15 protein-coding genes are annotated in these 16,955 nt (G+C 37.2%); 4 read left to right on the top strand and 11 right to left on the bottom strand.

The genetic code is table 11. The annotated features are described in order from the left end of the window. Positions 1–480 precede the first annotated feature (480 nt). The 6 genes from ACFSQ0_RS11550 to ACFSQ0_RS11525 form a co-directional block, all read right to left on the bottom strand. A complete protein-coding gene (locus ACFSQ0_RS11550) occupies positions 481–1,230 on the bottom strand; it encodes a DUF4382 domain-containing protein (RefSeq protein ID WP_379048419.1) in 750 nt (249 codons plus the stop codon). Positions 1,231–1,371: 141 nt separating this feature from the next. After that, positions 1,372–2,547, bottom strand: coding sequence for a TDP-N-acetylfucosamine:lipid II N-acetylfucosaminyltransferase (locus ACFSQ0_RS11545; RefSeq protein ID WP_379048417.1), 1,176 nt, complete (start codon positions 2,545–2,547; stop codon positions 1,372–1,374). Further along, on the bottom strand, positions 2,544–3,689 hold the full coding sequence (gene rffA / locus ACFSQ0_RS11540) for a dTDP-4-amino-4,6-dideoxygalactose transaminase (RefSeq protein ID WP_379048416.1): 1,146 nt from the start codon (positions 3,687–3,689) through the stop codon (positions 2,544–2,546). Before rffA ends, ACFSQ0_RS11545 begins: the two co-directional genes overlap by 4 nt. Further along, entirely contained in the window at positions 3,686–4,330 is a 645-nt protein-coding gene (locus tag ACFSQ0_RS11535) for an acetyltransferase (protein WP_379048414.1), read from the bottom strand. Before ACFSQ0_RS11535 ends, rffA begins: the two co-directional genes overlap by 4 nt. Beyond that, entirely contained in the window at positions 4,320–5,435 is a 1,116-nt protein-coding gene (locus tag ACFSQ0_RS11530) for an ATP-grasp domain-containing protein (protein ID WP_379048412.1), read from the bottom strand. The genes ACFSQ0_RS11535 and ACFSQ0_RS11530 overlap by 11 nt, the downstream gene beginning before the upstream one ends. Positions 5,436–5,530: 95 nt before the next feature. Further along, positions 5,531–6,820, bottom strand: coding sequence for an ABC transporter ATP-binding protein (locus tag ACFSQ0_RS11525; RefSeq protein ID WP_379048410.1), 1,290 nt, complete (start codon positions 6,818–6,820; stop codon positions 5,531–5,533). 1,423 nt (positions 6,821–8,243) lie between these two features. On the opposite strand from ACFSQ0_RS11525, the gene ACFSQ0_RS11520 reads away from it, so the two are divergent. The 3 genes from ACFSQ0_RS11520 (at position 8,244) to ACFSQ0_RS11510 (ending at position 10,829) form a co-directional block, all read left to right on the top strand. Beyond that, a complete protein-coding gene (locus ACFSQ0_RS11520) occupies positions 8,244–8,486 on the top strand; it encodes a hypothetical protein (RefSeq protein ID WP_379048408.1) in 243 nt (80 codons plus the stop codon). Next, the gene (locus ACFSQ0_RS11515; RefSeq protein WP_379048406.1) at positions 8,468–8,788 is read left to right on the top strand and encodes a type II toxin-antitoxin system RelE/ParE family toxin; all 321 of its coding nucleotides are present in this window, start codon (positions 8,468–8,470) and stop codon (positions 8,786–8,788) included. Before ACFSQ0_RS11520 ends, ACFSQ0_RS11515 begins: the two co-directional genes overlap by 19 nt. A gap of 1,342 nt (positions 8,789–10,130) precedes the next feature. Next, entirely contained in the window at positions 10,131–10,829 is a 699-nt protein-coding gene (locus ACFSQ0_RS11510; protein WP_379048405.1) for an SOS response-associated peptidase, read from the top strand. Here the strand turns inward: ACFSQ0_RS11510 and ACFSQ0_RS11505 are convergent. The 5 genes from ACFSQ0_RS11505 to ACFSQ0_RS11485 all read right to left on the bottom strand — a co-directional run bounded on the left by ACFSQ0_RS11505 (position 10,826) and on the right by ACFSQ0_RS11485 (position 15,620). Continuing rightward, positions 10,826–11,509, bottom strand: coding sequence for a hypothetical protein (locus tag ACFSQ0_RS11505; protein ID WP_379048403.1), 684 nt, complete (start codon positions 11,507–11,509; stop codon positions 10,826–10,828). The genes ACFSQ0_RS11510 and ACFSQ0_RS11505 overlap by 4 nt on opposite strands. A 112-nt stretch (positions 11,510–11,621) precedes the next feature. After that, the gene (locus ACFSQ0_RS11500; RefSeq protein WP_379048401.1) at positions 11,622–12,050 is read right to left on the bottom strand and encodes a hypothetical protein; all 429 of its coding nucleotides are present in this window, start codon (positions 12,048–12,050) and stop codon (positions 11,622–11,624) included. 329 nt (positions 12,051–12,379) lie between these two features. Then, positions 12,380–12,937, bottom strand: a complete 558-nt coding sequence (locus ACFSQ0_RS11495) for a hypothetical protein (protein WP_379048399.1) — start codon at positions 12,935–12,937, stop codon at positions 12,380–12,382. 373 nt (positions 12,938–13,310) lie between these two features. Further along, positions 13,311–14,579 carry a chloride channel protein gene (locus tag ACFSQ0_RS11490; protein WP_379048397.1) on the bottom strand — a complete coding sequence of 423 codons (1,269 nt, stop codon included), beginning with the start codon at positions 14,577–14,579 and terminating at the stop codon, positions 13,311–13,313. Positions 14,580–14,858: 279 nt separating this feature from the next. After that, positions 14,859–15,620: an NERD domain-containing protein gene (locus tag ACFSQ0_RS11485; RefSeq protein ID WP_379048396.1), complete on the bottom strand. Its 762-nt coding sequence runs from the start codon at positions 15,618–15,620 to the stop codon at positions 14,859–14,861. 984 nt (positions 15,621–16,604) lie between these two features. Here ACFSQ0_RS11485 and ACFSQ0_RS11480 point away from each other — a divergent pair. After that, the coding region (locus ACFSQ0_RS11480; protein ID WP_379048395.1) for an HU family DNA-binding protein at positions 16,605–16,955 on the top strand (351 nt) is incomplete at its 3' end.

Below are 16,955 nucleotides of genomic sequence, written 5' to 3'. Positions count from 1 at the left end.
AGTTTCGGATTTTTGGGCGATAGAACAAAAATGCGAAGTATCGAGAACAAGTTGAAAAGTAGTGAATACTTTTATAGTTCCAACTAAATCACTTCTCGATACAACCCAGCAAGTCCAACTACGGCATTAAAGATGCTTGTTGGCTAGGCTGGCCCACTCGAAGTGACAGGGCGTTTAATACCTGCCTTGTCACACCGAGTGAGGGTTTTTGACGATAGGCGAAAACCCTTGTATCGAGGTGCAGTCGAAAAGTAACGTATAATTTTTTAGTTCTCACTGAAAACCATTTCTCGGTACCACCTAAACGTCTATTGGGTAGGGAATGGGCTTAAGGAGAAAAAATCTGGTAGCGGGTAGGAGTGAAGCCGCATTTTGACTAGCGATAAAGCATAAAGTATAATGCTGTATAGCTTAGATAAAAAAAAACTGCGTTTCCTTTGGGGAAACGCAGTTTTTTATTCCGCGAAAGCGAACTATAAATTAGTCCTCATCATCGTCATACATATCATCCATCAACTCGATTTGTGCTTTGATAGCCGATTTAAGCGCAGCAGCCAAGGCTTGGTTGCCGTCTTGATCTTCTGGACTTATAGTAATGGTACCATCACCATCTAAATCGGTGGCGATACTTAAATCAACCAAACCGTTGATTCCTACCACAGCATCTAAATCAAAGTTAATTACCAATTCGCTGCTGTTACCGTCAATTACCAAGTTGGTACCTTGATTTTCATAATCTACTTCGATCTCTTCGTCAAAATCATGCCAGAAAACAAAAGGAGTACCGTTGATGCTTCCTTCTAATTGCATACTTTTTCCGAAAAGGGCAGAGTTACTGTCTTCGCTTTTGTCAAATTCAAACTCTACTTCTTCGTAAACACCATTAGGAACATTTACGGTCGCTAAGCTCACGCTGTTTTGCGCTAACAAATCTACTTCAAAAGGTCCGCGTAATTCTACTTCATCTTCGCTATCAAAATAAAGGTCTACACCATTGCTGTCTTCCTCGGCATACTCCAATTCGATTTCTTTGAAGTTTACCATAAAGCTGCTTAACACAACCGCATTGGCATTACGAGCGGTTTCGCCCGAATAGCTGGCAGTTGATTTTATTTTTAACTGACCCTCATTGGTGTTTTTTGCGCCGTCATCGTCGCTAGAACATGCGGTTAAAATTCCGCCTAAGGCTAAAGCCATACCGGCTAATTTTAAATTTCTTACTAATGTCATAAGTATGTGTTTTTTGTTCGTGCTAATATAACGCCTGATTCTCGGTTTAGTATAGGCGCATTGATAAACATTTCTTAAAATCCCTGTTAGGCGCTATATTTTAAGTTTTTTTTTACTTGTGGTTAGTAAATATTTAAGATTTTAATCTGCTTTTGCATCTTCTAAAAGTGGCTGAAGTTGTTGGGCTAAAGATTGCAGCAGATGTTGCTCGTTAAGCGCTTGGTATAAAATTTTACGGTTGTGAAGGATTTGCTCTGGTGTAAGACCTTCGGATAATTCTTTGGCATTACACTGGGTTTCATAGCAGAATACCAAAACACCTAAACGTTTTAAATAGTGGTAAAAAGTGTTATGCTTACTCAAGAATACTTTGGCGCCGTGATAAAGTAAAGCAATCGTATTACCAACTCCTTGTTGCCTTTTAGTATATAGAATAAAAATTGAAACGCGTACCAGCCATTTATTATACTCTTTTAAGGGTAAAAATTCCTCTAAATAAGTGGGGGGTGTGGTTATATTATCCTCAATATATTTTTTTAGATTTTTGATATATGGTGCATTTCCATAACTTATAGGTAATACCACATTTTTACTTATAAGTTTAAACCTATCTATTCGTTTTAATACATCAAAGTGGTTTGAGGTAGGATGACCAGAATTTCCAATTAAAATAATATCTTTTGGTTGGTAAATTGGGCTTTTTGTATTTACAATTTTCTCTATTGGATAGTAGCTAAAATGCAGATGCTCCGGTTGCTTAAGTTTGACGATTCGTCTTATATTGTCAAAATCTTCGCGATATAATAAACCAATATAATCAAACTTTTCCATTATTTTCTTTTTGTGCTCTTGTGGTCCTAAAGGTAAATTAGGTTGAATTAACCGATAATATGGTCGAAGCTTATTTTTAAATACTTTTTTAGTTCGAGTATTTTTTAAGGGCGCTATTTTTTTGGTGTAAGTCCCAAAAAGTTTGTTTTGTGAATAAAAATAATGATCATTATATACCTCCATACCAAAAAATATCCAAATCAAGGTGTAGTTCTCATGGGCCTTATCTACTAGCGAATAGGTGGCCGTTGGTAGGTTATGAAATATCAAGATTGAACCTAGACGTAAATTATCTAATAAAGAAACTAGGTTTTCGGCTTCAATTTTATGGGTTTGTACATCTTTTTTTACATACCTTAAAGAATCGGTTTTATTTTTAACCAGAATATAGTATTGGTTCTGTTTACCATAAAGTTTATTAAACTGATGTTTAGCCGATTCAATAAATTTTTCATCCTGACTGATATGTAAAATAGTAGGAATCATTTCTGGAAGAATTCTAGTACCTTTTCTATGATGTAATTTTGATCGGTTTCACTAAGACTGTAATAAAAGGGTAGTCTTACGAGATTAGCGGTGTACTTATCTGATTGAGGTAGTTCTGGCCTCTCATCATATTTGTTTAAATAGTATTTGCTTTTATGTAAACTCTGATAATGAAAAACCGCGTGAATGCCGTTTGCTTTAAGAAAATGAATCAAATCGGTTCGGCTTTGCTCATCCTGACAAACCAAATAAAACATATGCGCATTATTTGTGGCGAAAACAGGTAATTTGGGTAAAATATTCTTATCAATTTTTGAAAGCTCTTGCAATCCCATGAAATAACGTTGCCAAATCAATAGTCGTTTTGCTTGAATTTCGTCGAGGTTTTCTAACTGTGCATATAAAAATGCAGCAATAACTTCTGAGGGTAAGAATGAAGAACCTAAATCAACCCAACCGTATTTGTCAATTTCGCCTCGAAAGAAAGACGCTCTATCTGTGCCTTTTTCCCAAATAATTTCAGCCTTTTCGATATACTGCTCGTTGTTTATGGCTAATAGCCCTCCCTCGCCTGCAATGATATTTTTTGTTTCGTGAAATGAAAAGGTGGCTAAATCTCCTAAACTACCCAAAGGATACTTTTTGCCGTTCCATATATAAAATGAATCAATTGCTTGCGCTGCATCTTCAATTAATACCAAATTTTGTTCCGTAGCCAGCCGCTTTATTTCATCTAACTCTACAGCCACGCCAGCGTAATGCACAACCACTATAGCTCGCGTTTTAGCCGTTATTTGGGCAGCTATACTCGAAGCACAAACGTTTGGATGTTGCTTTTGTGAATCGGCAAATTTTATGGTAAATCCTTGCCTTTCAAAAGCTAAAGCAGAAGAAACAAAGGTGTAACTAGGTACAATGATTTCATCGCCCGGATTTCCTTCTAACAACAAAGCACACATTTCTAACGCATCTGTACAAGAGGTGGTTAATAGTGCTTTTTTAAAACCATATCGTGTTTCAAAAAATTGCTGACACTTTTTGGTAAAAGGACCATTACCTGAAAGCTGACCTTGGTTTACTGCTTGTTCTATGTAAGCTGTTTCCTTTCCTGTAAGAAAAGGTTTATTAAATGGAATTTTCATTTACTAATTTTTTTTAGTTTCGGCCCACCCACATAGGTTCCTTGTTCTAATATATCTCTACAAATTAAAGTCTTAGCGCCTAAGTTCACACCCTTTGCAATTTTGATATTTTCTATTATGGTGCTACCGATACCCAAAAAGCAAGATTCACCTATTAGCACGTTTCCAGCAATATTAACTCCAGGAGCAATAAATGTACAGCGATCTATTAGGGAATCGTGGCTGACTACTGCAGAGTTATTTATAATGGTTCCAGCCCTAAGGATTACGCGCTGGTCAATATTGGCCTTCGGATAAATAAATACCCCATCTTCAATTTTACTACTGCAATCTATGTATGCTGTTGGATGTATAAAAGTGTAGAGTTTGATTTTCTTAGACTCTAGCTCTTTTAGTAGCTTATTTTTAAAAGTAAGATGTTTGTATCCAATACCTAAACAGACAGCATCGTAATTGTTTAAATTGGCTAATTCGGCAAATCCCCCAAGAATTGGTTTGTCATAAAACATTGCGCCTTTTTCTTTGGAATCGTCTAACCAGCCGACAATCTCGTCATTAGAATAATGTGTTATGAAATGGGCCATTTGAAGACCTAAATCACCAGCCCCCAATATGATAATTTTGTTCTTATTACTTTTCATCTTTAACCTTAATTTTAAAAATAGCATTGATTTCTAAGTCAAGTCTCTTTTTTGGATGTTGGTAAATTAAAATGCCAGCTCTTTTGTTGGAAGAATCCAATACTTCATCAACTTTATCTCCTATTTTTACTAGTGGTAAAACCTCTATACAATGGGGGTTTAAATTTTTGTCTATTGAGATATCCTTTACAATCCCTCCTGGAGTAAATTTAAAATACACACCCGCATAGCCACTGAAACTATTTTTGTAGTTATTTATATTAAAACTGTCTAAAGATACTTCAATTACCGCTTTTAAAAAATCAAAACCAGTTGATAAGTGAACGAGGTGAGAACCGATAAAATCTCCGCCCATCCGACCTCCTATTTCTATTATCTTAAAATTATCATTTTTATCTAAAACGAGTTCAATATGAGAGGCGCCATTTTCTATTCCTAAAGCCTGAAGACAATTTTGCGCTAAATTATAAATAGCTTTTTTTTCAAATGAATTTATTTGGGCTGGTTGATGGTGTTCAATTTCTACAAAATGAGGAGGTCCGGTTGTTATTTTATCGGTTATTGCCAAAGGATAGTGATTGCCTTTGTAGGATATAGTTTCAACAGAGAACTCTCTGCTATGGTTAATATATTCTTCTACAATCACCCTTTTATTAATCGAATTTTCGAGTGCTTTTTTTATAGCGGCATTCACTTGGCACGAATTAACCACTTTGCTAACTCCTCTTGAACCAGATCTATCTGTTGGTTTGACAATAAGCGGATATTCAAGTTTTTCTTTTTTATCAAAATTAGCGGTTTGATAAAGCTTAAATTCCGGACAAGGTATTCCGTTAGCGGCTAAAGTTTTCCGCATTTCAAATTTGTCGGTAGAGTTAAGTGTTGATTCGGTTGAATTCCCAACAAGATTAAGCTTTTCAGCAATATAATTAACTGTTGGCATGGCAATGTCTGAAGCAATTGATAGAATACCTTGAATATCAATTTGCTGACATTTTTTTAATATTTTTTCTTTTTCTAAGATACTTATCGGATAAAAATAATCTGCAATATCTAGCACTACATTACCTTCTTTCCAGGCAAATACATGGGTTTCTAAACCCATTTCTTTAGCCTTTAATACAAGAGGTTTTTGCAAATAACTGGCTCCTAAAATAGCTAGTTTTATCATATTAGATATTACCGTATTTTTATAGATAATTATACTATATCCAATCTGCCCGGTAAAACCGCAAAATTGCCAGGACGGTTTAACTTTCCTTCAGGCCATAATTTGCCAGGCAGAATTTGTATACTGTTGGCGCTATCAATAACATCAATAAATTCAGCTTGCGCTGTACCAATTCCTAATTGGGTTAAGATATCATAGACTCCAGCTCTTAAATAGAGATGAGGAATTTCTAATGTAATTTCATCTTTTGTTTCTAAAGATTTTAAGCTAACGCCCATTTCATCACTCAAATAGCTCAAAACCTTTTGTTCTTGATCATCAAAAAATACCAAACCTAAAAACAATCGACTGTAATCGATGGCATCGCTGTTTTTTTCAAAACGCATTTTAATTTTTAAATATTCTCCTGATATTACTTGATTTACCTCTGCATCATTTTTATTATAAAAAGCCAATTCAATGAGTTTCATTTTACCGTTTCCTTGTCGATCTGTTCTTTTGGCAAGCGCTTCTTTATTCTGCTCTTTACCCCTAGATAAATAAAAATCTACACTCTCTTCGGCGCTTCCTTCAAAGACGCTGGTACCATTTTCAAGCACAATCCCACGGGTACACAAGCTTTTTACCGAAGCCATATTATGACTCACAAACAATACGGTGCGGCCTTGACCTTGAGAAATGTCTTGCATCTTACCAATGGCTTTTTTTTGAAATTCGGCATCGCCAACGGCCAAGACTTCATCTACCACCAATATTTCGGGTTCTAGATGTGCGGCTACGGCAAAAGCTAAACGTACGCGCATACCGCTGCTGTAGCGTTTTACTGGAGTATCGATATACATTTCGCAACCCGAAAAACTTACAATTTCATCGAGCTTTGCTTTGACCTCGGCTTTGGTCATTCCCAAAATAGCTCCGTTTAAAAATATATTCTCTCTACCGGTAAGTTCAGGATGAAAGCCAGTACCAACCTCGAGTAGGGAGGCGATTCGACCTTTGGTTTTAATGCTTCCGGTGGTTGGCCCCGTCACTCGAGAAAGGATTTTAAGCAAAGTCGATTTTCCTGCTCCGTTTTTCCCGATGATGCCTAAGACTTCTCCGCGTTTTACTTCAAAGTTGATATCGCGCAGTGCCCAGACATAGTCTTCTTTAGCCTTAGCCGAGCGGTCGTTTACCGCACCCACTTTAGCATAGGGATCGTCTTTACCGCGCAGCTGGTGCCACAAGCGGTTCAAGTCATGACTTAAGGTTCCGGTACCAACAAGGCCCAGACGGTATTGTTTACTGATGTTTTCGGCTTTTAATATGATGTCGCTCATGCCTGTTTCGAAAGCTGGATTTACAAAATTCAATCAAAAAGTAAAAATAGGAAATTCAATAGAAACCCCACCGCTTTTCGAGATATTGTTTTTTCTGCTCTCACTTCAAGCAAACTTAAATAAGCCAACAGGCATTTATACCGCAGTTGGACTTGCTGGGTTGTATCGAGAAGTGGTTCAATTAAAACTAAAAAAGTATTCGCTACTTTTCGACTGCACTTCGATACACGTTCTTATGGTTCTCACCATAAAAACGCACTCGAGCTGACAAGGCGTGTTTTAGAGTTATTTTATACACCAGCAGCGCAATTCAAAAAGCGTTTCAAAGCAGGGCTTTGCAATCTTTTTCTTCAGTATAACTTGTGATTTGCGTTTAAATGTTTTAGTGTAATAGGCTTGAGTATATAAAATTAGATATTATACTTCTATCTACTTGTCGCGACCTTTTGGGAGTCCCGAGCATTCGGGAAAGCCTTGGAGCCAATTTAGCAAAATGCAAGTGGTTTTCAGCTTGCCTGAAAAATACCTCAGAAAAAGTGTACTTTCTTTTGTTTCGTTTTCTCCTGTATCCGACGAGCGCAGCGAGAGGAATACACCGTAAAGAAAATGAAAATTAGGACATAGCAAGATTGATGAATTGTTATGATGTAGGTTATGAAAAAGAAAATAAACTCGCTACTTTTCGACTTTACCTCGATACAAGAGTTTTTGCCTAACGTCAAAAACTCCCACTCGGCATGACAAGGTAGGTTATTTTACTAAAAAGTGATGATTACTACTACTTTTCAAACCCGGCCTATCGAAAATAGGGCGTAAAATTGGCAGTGCAGTAAGCGTTAAAAATTTTAGGCTGTTTGAGCCCGATTGGAAATCGGGTGAGTTCCTAAAATTTAGCTTGCAAACTTACAATTTAGCACTAGTTTCGTAAGCCTAGACTTTCGTAGTCCCGATACTTCGGGGTTTGCTACTTTTTTCGGCGATGGAAAAAAGTAGAGAATTAATTATTAGATATCTGTGGCTTTCGATTAGTAGCGTATAATAATGGTAACTATAAAGATATTCCCTACTTTTCGACTGTGTCTCGATACACGTTTTTATCGCTCACGCCATAAAATCGCACTCGACATGACAAGGTAGGTTTTATACCGAATTAGTGCGACCTTTTGGGAGTCCCGAGTATTCGGGATCTCGATACTTCGCATTTTTGTTCTATCGCCCAAAAATCCGAAAATCGGACGGTGAAGGCGTTGTTTTTTAATTGAAAATAAATACGCTAATTTTCCGTATTACCTCGGCAAAGAGTGAAATACTAATATCTCTAAGTAAACCCCAAACTGTAGTTATAAAATACTATATTGGAACGGGTACGACATTAGGAAAAATGATTAATTATTCGGATATTTATACAATAAATCAAATAAAAATGGCCTCAGTAGATAATATACGAAACGGATTAATTGAGAAAATTCTATCGATTAAAAATAAAGACTTTTTAATCGCTCTTGATAAAATAATCACTTCGAGTGCATCTGAATCTGAAATTATTGAATTAACCAAAGAACAGCAACTAATGCTAGAAATGAGTGAACGGGATATAAAAGAAGGGAAACTGATTTCACAAGAAGCGATGAACAAAAGAAATTTGGAGTGGCTCGACGCAATGTAATTTGGACACGCACAGCTGACATACAGTTCGTAGGAATTTTAGCGTATTGGGTTAAAAGAAACAAGTCAAATAACTACTCGAAAAAACTATTAAAATTAGTTTCGGATAGAACCCATCAGATAGCGGAGAATCCACTAATCTACAAAGCCACAAATTTTAAGAGTACAAGAGTGGCATCATTGGGTAATTATAGTATTTACTATCAATTTAGTGATACAGAAATTATTATCACAGCCTTTTGGGACAATAGGCAAAGCCCTAAAAAACTTCTAAAAATATTGAGTTCCAAAAATAAGGAGTAGCTATACTTTTCAAACCCGGCCTATCGAAAATAACGCGTAAAATTGGCAGTGCTTTTTTTATTCGCGTGGATTTAGAATTAACAGTATCCAGCAGCGCAATTCAAAAAGCGTTTCAAAGCAGGGCTTTGCAATCTTTTTCTTCAGTATAACTTGTGATTTGCGTTTAAATGTTTTAGTGTAATAGGCTTGAGTATATAAAATTAGATATTATACTTCTATCTACTTGTCGCGACCTTTTGGGAGTCCCGAGCATTCGGGAAAGCCTTGGAGCCAATTTAGCAAAATACAAGTGGTTTTCAGCTTGTCTGAAAAATACCTTAGAAAAAGTGTACTTTCTTTTGTTTCGTTTTCTCCTGTATCCGACGAGCGCAGCGAGAGGAATACACCGTAAAGAAAATGAAAATTAGGACATAGTAAGATTAATGAATTGTAAAAGAGTAACTTTTGAAAATATAAATAAACTCGCTACTTTTCGACTGCACCTCGATACAAGAGTTTTTGTCTACCGTCAAAAACCCTCACTCGGTGTGACAAGGCGTGGTTTATACTACTACGTATTTAGTGCGACCTTTTGGGAGTCTCGAGTATTCGGGATCTCGATACTTCGCATTTTTGTTCTATCGCCCAAAAATTCGAAACTCGAACTGACAAGGCAGGTTATTTTTCTAATAAGTGATAATTATAACTACTTTTTAAAATCGGCCTATCGAAAATAGCCATAAAATTGGCAGTGCTTTTTTATTCACGTGAATATAGAAATAACAATATCCAGCAGCCCACGTAAAAAAGCGTTTCAAAGCAGCGCTTTGCAATCTTTTTCTTCAGTATAACTTGTGTTTTGCGTGAAGAATTGGTGAAGCCTTGGAGCCAATTTAGCGAAATACAAGTGGTTTTCAGCTTGCCTGAAAAATACCTCAGAAAAAGTGTACTTTCTTTTGTTTCGTTTTCTTTATACAAGTAAAGAAAATGAAAATTAGGACATAGCAAGATTGATGAATTGTTATGATGTAGGTTATGAAAAAGAAAATAAACTCGCTACTTTTCGACCGTGTCTCGATACACGTTTTTATGGCTCACGCCATAAAATCGCACTCGACATGACAAGGTAGGTTTTATACCGAATTAGTGCGACCTTATGGGAGTCCCGAGTATTCGGGATCTCGATACTTCGCATTTTTGTTCTATCGCCCAAAAATCCGAAACTCGAACTAACAAGGCGTGATTTGGACTATTCTCACATAGCCTCAACCCACGGCAAAAAAGCGATTCAAAGCAGGGTTTTACCCATTCCATAATCCCATAAAATTATGTATCTTCCGCTATCTTCAAAAAAGTAAGCCCTATGTGTTATGAAACCTCTTTGCATAAAACGCAAAAACAAATTCAAAAGACGTATTCGGTTGAATTTAAAAATCCCGATTTGTTTACTCCTTACTATCATCGTTCGGGATTTACCAATCCCAATTTATTTGTGATACCCCAAGAAGAGGCACATTTGGTTTATGCTATGCAATGGGGCCTAGTGGCTCCCTTTGGTGAAGCCGATGTAAAGGCTTTTCGAAAAAAATACAATACCCTAAATGCCAAAAGCGAAAGTGTTTTGCGTTCGCGTATGTATCAATCGGCTGCTCGTCAACGCCGCTGTTTGGTTTTGGCCGACGGTTTTTTTGAACCCCATCATCAGGCGGGTGGGGTACAACCTTATTATTGTTATTTACCGCAGCAAGCCTTGTTTTGCTTTGCAGGCATCTATACGCAAATGGCTTCGGGAGCCTATACCGTAAGTATTTTAACCACGGCAGCCAATCCTTTTTTCGCCGAAATTCACAACACCAAAAAACGTATGCCTTTGGTTTTAGATCCGAGTAAGCAGGGAGATTGGCTCGATCCCAATCTTAGCGATGCCGATATTCAAGAGCTCATCAACAACGGATTTATACAGCAGGATTTTAAAGCTCATGCGGTGAGTAGCGACCTTTATAAAAGACAAATCGATACCAATACACCACAAATCCTAAAGCCTATAGCAACACAAGATTAAGCTTTTTGGCTGCGCAGTAAACGATCGTGTAGGTTTTGAATACTGGCTTTATGTTCGATAAGCGCTGAGATATCCGCTTCAAAGCTAATGGTTCTGTTCAGTTTAGGAAAAGAAAATTTTCCCTTGGCAAGTGAATTGGCTATTACAAGGTTAAAGTAGTTGTAGCCCAAAATGAGCAATTGAAGTCCGTCTGTTTTTTGTGGCTTAAAGCCGATTTTTTCTGCTGTGCGTGCATTTATAATATAGCTGGTGCCGCGTACTTTTAGATGCTTATGTGTTTGATGCGCTTCGATAAAATTCAATAAACCACTTAAAAACTGCTGCATGATAAAAGCCTTTCGTTGTTGGGGCGTGCTATTGCGGTCGAGTACAAAATAGTAGTCAAATAAACTGCCTGCGTGAATTTTAAGGCACTGATTTTTGGGTTTTTCGGCTAGGAAAAGCGGAGAATAGTATACCAAATCACCCTTTTTCTGCAGTGCTGGAATATCGAAAAACGGGGCGATAATCGATAAGCCTAAGGTGATACTCAGCACCGGTATCAAATACCAGCCAGTAGCATAACCAAGCGCGACGGTTAGCAATATAAACCCGACGAAAAGCAGAGCTAAACGCACTAAAAATCGTTTTTGTTGAGATTCGCTTTTGCGGTAAAAGGCGTGATGGGCTGGTTGATTCATGACAAAAAATAAGCGGACTCGAGGCGCCAAAAATAAAAAAAAGCAGCATATAAGGTAACTCAGTGACAAAAAATCACGGCAATACCAATACCAAACAAGGATAAAATAGGGATTAGTTAAAGTCCAAAATTTCAGCTACATGCCTTTCTAGCGCCTTTTGTTTAAAGTCAAACCAAGCTTGTCGATAAGCAGAGCCTTCTACTTTAGCTTTAAAATTCCGAAACGGATATTTATTTTGCAAGAGTGTTTGCAATTGAGTGCTAAAGCGCGAATCATCAATTTGGTCTACAAAAGACTCCATAATAGCAAAAGAAGTTCGTGAATCTGGGGCTTCAATAAAAATAAAGTCCTCCTCCTGTTCTTTGACTCTTTCGAGGTCTTCCTCAAAAAATTCCTCCATTTCAAAATCCATACTCATTTCATAGCCTTCGCCCGGTACGCTTATGAGTTCTTTGGTTGCTACATTATAATAACAATCCATTCCGCAATCCAATTCTTGCGCTATGGCATATATTAGTTTTTTCTGTTCGGTACTCAACATAATAAGCTAAAAAGTTTTAGGCGATAAGTTATAAAATTTTTATCAAGTTTTTCCGCTTAAGTTAAAAGAAGGTTGAATTTAACTAGATTTTATTTTTCGCTTAAAGCGGATGGCTTTAGCAAAATCATTTACGGCACTGGTTAAAACAAAATTGATGCAGGTGGGAGGTGTTTAGAGTAATCTATAGTAGCTTTTGTGCAATAAACACGGGATAAAAGAATAAGTATGCTTGGAAAAAAAGCGTTGGGAAGTACTTTTCGCTTTGTTTTTATATAAAAAAAGCGAGGCCCCGTCAAAAAGTAAAAACGAGGCCTTATGTATAATTTGGCTTAGATTACCCCAAAAGTAGAAACAATGGTTTGTTTTTCGTCTAATGAGTTAGGATTGCTCACCATTACCCCATATTCAGCACCACGTTCAAAATTTTCAATCGAAAGCAGGTATGAATTTTTACCAAACTTTTCGGCTTTAAACTTTAGATAATCCAAGTTGTTCGAAGAACCACCAGAAAAAGTACCTACCGAAGACAATTCAGCCAATCTCTTTTTCTTTTTCTTTTTGAATTTAAAAACCTGAATAATCGATAACGGATCCGTTTCATTATCTACTGCCCGTACCACCAATTTTATTTCCTTCTTAGGACGATAAGAGGTATCCGAACAACAATTAGGAATATCAATTTTAGTTTTCACTTTACCTATTCCTGCTAAGTAAACGCCAGCACCAGCACGGGTTTTTAATTGCACATGTTCTTTTTGTAAATCTAAGGTTTCATTGTTATCTTTTAGAATAAACGCCTCTCCGATAAAAGTTGGTTCTTTAACTTCTTCTTGGGCGAAACTTGCAAAGGAAGCTAAAAATAGCATTCCAAAAATAAAATTTTTCATGTTTAGGTGTGTTTGAAATTAGCCTTTACTACCATGGAGAAAAGGCAAAGATTAGTTTTGTGTTAAATTAAGCTTAAAATTTGCGTAAATATAATCGCTTTTTAGAAAAAGTGATTAAAAATCATAATTTTTTTTAAAATCACTTAAATTTTTATTGTGATGTCAATAAACGTCTGGGGCTATAGCCAGCAGAAAAACTAGTTTGATATAAAATTACTGGTGTAGATAAAATCCGTAAAGGTATGGCTTAATCTAGGAAAATAAAGATAAGGTATAGGCCTATCCCGTAGCTTTTAAGTCTTATTGGCCAAGCTTTTATTTTGTATCAGCAATTAGTATTTAGCAATTTCAGTTTGATTATCAAGAAAGAGGTCTATTGTTTTTTCATTTGTGAACCAATAAAAGGGGTTTTTGGTGCGAGAAAATATCCGGTAAGGCTAGCGAATAAAATGGGTATAAAGTGTCCAAATCCCGTTAAGGTAGCCAGTAAAATAGTAGTACTCATCGGCGTTCGGGTCACGCAAGCATTGATCGCCGCCATACAACTTACCACAGCTAGGCTTAAATTAATACTAGGAAAAAGTTCATGTAAAATCAAACCAGCCGTAGCCCCTACAAAAAATAGAGGAATGATAAAACCGCCCCGCCAACCCGAAGTAACCGTAATGGAAATCGCTATGATTTTAAAAACTAGAATTCCGCCTAAAAAGGCTAGGGAATAAGGGCTGCTCAAAAGCGTATTGATTTCGTGGTGACCAAAGTAGCGGGTAATCGGAAAATAATAGGCAATACTACCAAGTAGCAAGCCTCCAATTAGTGTTTTAAGGTAAATGGGTAGAGGTTTTCTTTCGAAGGCAACTTTAAAAATTTTGGTACATCCGATAAAAGCCCAACCTAATATTGCGCCAATGCCTGCAAACAAAACCGCATAGGCAAATTCAAATATCCCAGAATACGCATAAGCCGATAAATCCCAAACCGGACCCAATCCCAGGTGTATGATGAGCGCAAAAACTAAATAACTAAAACAGCTGGCCACAAAAGCGGGGATAATGGCGCGGTAATATTCTACCGCATACTTATAGTGTAAAATTTCTAAAGAAAAAAGACTGCCGCCTAGTGGAGCGCCAAAAAGTGCGGTAAAGCCCGATGCCATACCGGCAATACTAAGCGAGCGTAAATCTTCTCCTTTAAGCCGAAACAGCTTACCCAACCAGGTTCCGGTAGAGCCGGTGATTTGCACTAATGGAGCCTCGGGTCCCAAACTTCCGCCAGAAGCTACGCAAAGTAGCGAAGATAAAATCATCGACGGATTGTTCTTGGGGTCCAGTTTACCCTTGTTGAAACGGATGTTATTCACCATCAAGTGGATTTCACCCGGATCGCCGATAAAATGAATAATCAATCCGGCTAACAATCCGCCAAGGGCCATCACCGGAATGACCAACCAACCCTGAAAAAAAGCGATTTGATGGGTTAAAAATTCCAATACAATCCAATACAATCCGGCAATCACACCACCCAGCAGCCCCAGTAAAGCCCATAATAAAAAAGACCGACTAAAAACAAAGGGGTTAAAACCTAAAGGTTGGTCCAGGCGCTCGCGGTAACGGAGAATTTTTCGGCCTTGTTTTAATTTCATGAGCTGTTTTTTAAGTGACCTGAGTGCTTTGTGCTGCAAATTATCAGCTAATTGTACGTCAATAGTTTATTTTCAATTCTTTTGTAGTCGGCTATATTTTGTTCGGCGACGAATGTAAGTTTTTATCGGCATAATTAAAAAGTAATGCGTTGTTTTAAGCTATTGAACTGAAAAGTTTTTTTTATACTTAAGCGAGCTGAATTTGTACCAATAATATAAAGTGTTTTTATTTAAATAGACGCTTTGGCTGCATGGTACTATTTAAAGTGGACGATCAGATTAAGCATTACGACTTAAGGTATAGGTACATTCAGGAAAATTGACACACCCATAAAATTTTCCATAGCGGCCTTTTTTCTTTATTAATTTTATTTTACACCTAGGACACACCTTTTGCTTTTCATACCTCGCATTTATTTGAATTTTTTTTCGGATTTGAGCGGAGTGTTGTTTCGTTATTTTGGTGTCTGAAATATGTTGAGATTGCAGGCTAGAGGCAAGATCTTGCATTTGTTCATACGACAATAATTTTTGATCGTTTAATTTCTTAATGGTTTGTTTCAGTTGACTAGCATAAATTACGGGCAGTTCACTGCTGATATTCTTTAAAGTAGCATTTCCTGTAAAAACAACAATGGGGAAATACTGAACAGGATATGTGGTATTCAGAATTTTTTTTAAAGCAAAAACGTGAACCCAGTTTTGCTGAATCGGATTTTTAAATCTTGTTTTGTGCTCATAAATAGTTTGAGTCCAATACCTCGCCTTTTCATACCCGTGAATCCATCCTTTATAATACTTTGTTTCGATCACAACTATTCCACTCCTACAAATCACTAAATGATCAATTTGTGTAGTGGCAGTAGCTGTTTTGAAAAAAAGATTGTTTAAAATGATATACTCTTTTTTATTTAAGCGCTTCAATTTGTTCGCTACACGGTATTCACCTACAGCACCTTTAATTTTTGGTGATAGGTTTAATTTGAAAAGTTGATAAAGAAGAAAAAGAAAAAGTAGGCTAAGTAGTAAGTAAAGTGCCATTCTAATCAACTAATTAAAAAACCTGTGCCGGTTGAACTATGAAAGCAGATAATTTTCTTATTTGCTTTGAAATTTGACAAGATAGGTTTGGTGCTTTATTTAGGGTACGACCAATCGATAGCAACAAAAATAAGCAATAGAATTAAATAAACATTGCCCCAGACCTTTCACTTTCGCCTTGACCTGCGCAATCAAGTCTTTTCATTATGCTCACGAAGGGGTCGCTTTAAGCAGTGGCAACCGACTCAACACCTGATGACTTTAACCAAAATCAATCAAACATCCCTTTGCTGGTACCGCCTCGCTTAGCATTTCTTGGCGATAGGGAAGCCTATTTAAGCCATAAAAATCGCTTAAAATACCCAGGGATACGCCATAGCTCCCTCGAAGCTAGTTCGATACTCCTTCGATAAAACATCGATAAATCCTTATATTTCGAGGGATGAACGAAGAAGTACCGAAGGAGTTACGAAGCAGGTATGCTTTTAGCTTGCATTTTGTAACCCCAATTATCACCCTAAACCATAGGTGAGCGAGCAATATTTTATACTCATTCAATTTTGTGGGAGACGGAGGTTTAATGCAATTGTCACGAGAATACAATGCTCTGAACAGTGAAAAGGGTTAAAAATTCCGGTTGCAACCGATTAAAATGCTGCTTAAAATTAGCTTTATAACTAACTGACTACCAGCTAGTAGGGAAACTTGCGAGTAAACTCGGAAGATTTTCGGGTAGACGCATAAAATTCTGTTTGAAACTCAATGAATTCTGCTTTAAACTCGTAAAATTTAAACCGGCATTCTTTGCTTAAGTCCCTAGTTTAGCGCTAAGTAAATAAAAAAGAAATAGGATGACTTAGCTTTAGAACAACCACCGAGAGACCAAGTAGGAAGCAGTTTCAACCTTTGCTGCGACCACAGCTTACCAGCGGTAAGCGCTCTCCCGAACACAAAAGGTGTATTTTAATTAAAAAAACCTTTACAATGAGCAAAAACATACTTGCAAAACTAAAAGTTAGAACACGTAAGAACCCTCAAGATCCAACCGCTGCGCCACTGTATTATCTACAGGCCGTAAGCACTGGTACCTGTGATCTTGACCGACTTGCGTATTTAATTTCCAATCAGTCAACCGTGCGTGAACCCGATTGTTTAGCCGTTTTACACGCTTTTGTACATAATATGCTCGATGAGTTAGAGCAAGGGCGTATTGTAGAATTAGGGCGCTTGGGCAATTTTCAAATTGGCGTAGGTTCAACCGGTAGTGTTTTAGCCGAAGACGTAAGTTTAAGCAATATCAAGCGTATAGCTTTAAACTACCGTCCCAGCAAACAT

The organism is Mesonia sediminis (assembly GCF_042684705.1).
Lineage (GTDB): Bacteria > Bacteroidota > Bacteroidia > Flavobacteriales > Flavobacteriaceae > Mesonia > Mesonia sediminis.
This window is presented reverse-complemented; position numbering and strand designations above follow the sequence as displayed.

What these genes read in the sequence shown, in the direction of transcription:
- ACFSQ0_RS11505 (WP_379048403.1), bottom strand. Translation starts at nt 11,509, where the DNA reads ATGAATCAACCAGCCCATCACGCCTTTTACCGCAAAAGCGAATCTCAA.
- rffA (WP_379048416.1), bottom strand. Translation starts at nt 3,689, where the DNA reads ATGAAAATTCCATTTAATAAACCTTTTCTTACAGGAAAGGAAACAGCT.
- ACFSQ0_RS11520 (WP_379048408.1), top strand. Translation starts at nt 8,244, where the DNA reads ATGGCCTCAGTAGATAATATACGAAACGGATTAATTGAGAAAATTCTA.
- ACFSQ0_RS11550 (WP_379048419.1), bottom strand. Translation starts at nt 1,230, where the DNA reads ATGACATTAGTAAGAAATTTAAAATTAGCCGGTATGGCTTTAGCCTTA.
- ACFSQ0_RS11485 (WP_379048396.1), bottom strand. Translation starts at nt 15,620, where the DNA reads ATGGCACTTTACTTACTACTTAGCCTACTTTTTCTTTTTCTTCTTTAT.
- ACFSQ0_RS11525 (WP_379048410.1), bottom strand. Translation starts at nt 6,820, where the DNA reads ATGAGCGACATCATATTAAAAGCCGAAAACATCAGTAAACAATACCGT.
- ACFSQ0_RS11535 (WP_379048414.1), bottom strand. Translation starts at nt 4,330, where the DNA reads ATGAAAAGTAATAAGAACAAAATTATCATATTGGGGGCTGGTGATTTA.
- ACFSQ0_RS11500 (WP_379048401.1), bottom strand. Translation starts at nt 12,050, where the DNA reads ATGTTGAGTACCGAACAGAAAAAACTAATATATGCCATAGCGCAAGAA.
- ACFSQ0_RS11545 (WP_379048417.1), bottom strand. Translation starts at nt 2,547, where the DNA reads ATGATTCCTACTATTTTACATATCAGTCAGGATGAAAAATTTATTGAA.
- ACFSQ0_RS11490 (WP_379048397.1), bottom strand. Translation starts at nt 14,579, where the DNA reads ATGAAATTAAAACAAGGCCGAAAAATTCTCCGTTACCGCGAGCGCCTG.
- ACFSQ0_RS11530 (WP_379048412.1), bottom strand. Translation starts at nt 5,435, where the DNA reads ATGGGTTTAGAAACCCATGTATTTGCCTGGAAAGAAGGTAATGTAGTG.
- ACFSQ0_RS11510 (WP_379048405.1), top strand. Translation starts at nt 10,131, where the DNA reads ATGTGTTATGAAACCTCTTTGCATAAAACGCAAAAACAAATTCAAAAG.
- ACFSQ0_RS11495 (WP_379048399.1), bottom strand. Translation starts at nt 12,937, where the DNA reads ATGAAAAATTTTATTTTTGGAATGCTATTTTTAGCTTCCTTTGCAAGT.